General features: G+C 61.8%; 1 protein-coding gene. It reads right to left on the reverse strand.

Annotated features, from left to right (window positions below; translation table 11 throughout):
* Nucleotides 1-195: 195 nt before the first annotated feature.
* Nucleotides 196-1,809 carry an extracellular solute-binding protein gene (locus EOA22_RS31625; protein ID WP_063168542.1) on the reverse strand — a complete coding sequence of 538 codons (1,614 nt, stop codon included), beginning with the start codon at nucleotides 1,807-1,809 and terminating at the stop codon, nucleotides 196-198.
* Nucleotides 1,810-2,062 lie beyond the last annotated feature (253 nt).

Raw genomic sequence — 2,062 nt, forward strand, 5'->3', positions numbered from 1 at the left:
GGCGATCGGCTTGAACGCCATCGATACCATCCACAGGATCGGCACCAGCGTCACCGCCATGGCCGCGAAGATCGCGGCATAGCGGAATATCAGGAAAGGAACGGAACGCTTCATCTGGCGGCTTTGCTGGTGGCGCTGTGGGCGGAGGGGAAAAGCAGGCTCCTCCCCTCCTTCGATGTGATCCAGGGAGATGGATCAGACGATCGGGTCGAGAACTGTCGGCCAGGCCTCCTTGTTGGTCTTGATGGCTTCGAGCAGTTTGTCCTCGCCGGTGCGCCGCACGATCTTCTTCCACTCCGCCTCGGTATCGGCCATCGCCTGCTCGGATGTCTTGGCCTTGGTCAGCGCCGCCATGAGGTTCTCGTCGAGCGCATTGTGGAAGGCTGTCGCGCCGGGATAGTTGATGGTCGGCACGGTGCGCGCCACCGTCTCGCGCACGACGTCCATGTGGTAGGCATGATAGGTCTGGCGCACCAGCGGATCGGAGAAGTCCGAAAGCCGGAACGGGTCCAGATAACCGCCGGGATTGGCACTCATCCAGGCGTAGATACGGGCCGAGCCCAGCCATTGCAGCAGGAGATAGGCAACCTCCTGGTTCTTCGACTGCGACGAAACCATGCCGGTCAGCGAGAACCACAGCACGGAACGGCTGATCAGCTTGCCGTCGATCTCGCGGCCTGGCGGCAGCATCGAGCCGATCTTGCCGGTGACGGCCGAATCCTTGTTGCCGGCATTGTCGAGGAATTTCGGCAGGTTGGAGAAGGCGCAGGTCATCGCCGCACCACCCTTGGCGAAGTTGCCGTATTGCTCCGGCCAGCCCCAGGAGATCGCATCCGGCGAATGATGTGCGAGCGAAGCGACATATTCGTTGGTGGCGGCGATGCCTTGCTCGGAATTGATCATCGGCTTGCCGTCATCGCCAAACAGGAATTGGTTGGGCGAAGCCATCGAGACATAGCGCTGGTACCAATTGGTATAGCCCCAACCCTGGTTGCGCAGGTCGGTCGAGCCGAACAGGCCCTTGTCCGGTCGCTGGAAGAAGGCGGCGATGTCGCCATGCTGCTTCCAGGTCTTCGGCGGCGCCAGATCGTAGCCGTATTTGTCCTTGAAGGCCTTCTTCTCGGCTTCGTCGCCGAACAAATCGGTGCGGTAGACCCAGGTCTGGAAGTCGCCATCCAGCGATACGCCATAGTTGGAGCCGCGGTATTTGTTGAGCAGCGACACGCCCTTGGCGCCGTTGACATAACCGCTGACGGGATCGTCCCATTCGGGCTTGTGCTGCGCGACAAAGTCATCGAGCTTGGCGATGCCGCCGGTTTCGGCGAGGTCGCCGAGGCGGTTCCATTCGGTCGAATAGATGTCGTAGGCCCCACCCTTGGTGGAGATGTCCTGCATCGTCTTGGTGAATTCCTGGCCGTTCGGCAAACCGACGATTTCGATCGCGATGCCGGTTTCCTTTTCCCACAGCTCCTTGATCGACGGCGCACCGGCCGGGAACGGCTGCGTGAGCTGGCCGATCGAGCCGTCGGACAGGCCGAGCACGATCTTGGCGGGCGCCTTGCCGGCGCCCTTCAGCGCCTTGGCCGCCTCGATGGCGCGGCCTTCCGGCGTGTCGGCGCCATACTGGTAGCGCTCGGCTCCATCGAAGCCCGTCGGGCCGCCGATCATGCCTGGCGCCAGCGCGTCGGCCGCATAGGCGCGGCCGGGACGAATGAATTGGGGTGCGATACCAGCGGCGGCCATGATCACAGCCGCCTTTCCTCCGGATGCCAGCAGCCGGCGCCGCGAGATGCGGATCAAGTCAGACATTGAAACTCCTCCCTCAGGGCCACGTTTCCTCCACGGCCCTTATGAGGGATATTGACGGCAGCATGGCAAGGCTGTCAACATCATAAATAATCAAAACACCTCACAACATCGCAATAGGGCAAGGAAATGCACAAAAACGGGATCCATGCATCATGCCGGGTGCTTCAATTTGAGGGCACACGACCCTTCCCGGCCCTGCGCAGCCCTGCCGGACCATTTGATTTAGCGCGGCGGCTTGCGCATGGGCTAAGGG

It is taken from the genome of Mesorhizobium sp. M7A.F.Ca.US.014.04.1.1, assembly GCF_003998745.1.
In the GTDB taxonomy this organism is placed as follows: Bacteria; Pseudomonadota; Alphaproteobacteria; order Rhizobiales; family Rhizobiaceae; genus Mesorhizobium; species Mesorhizobium ciceri.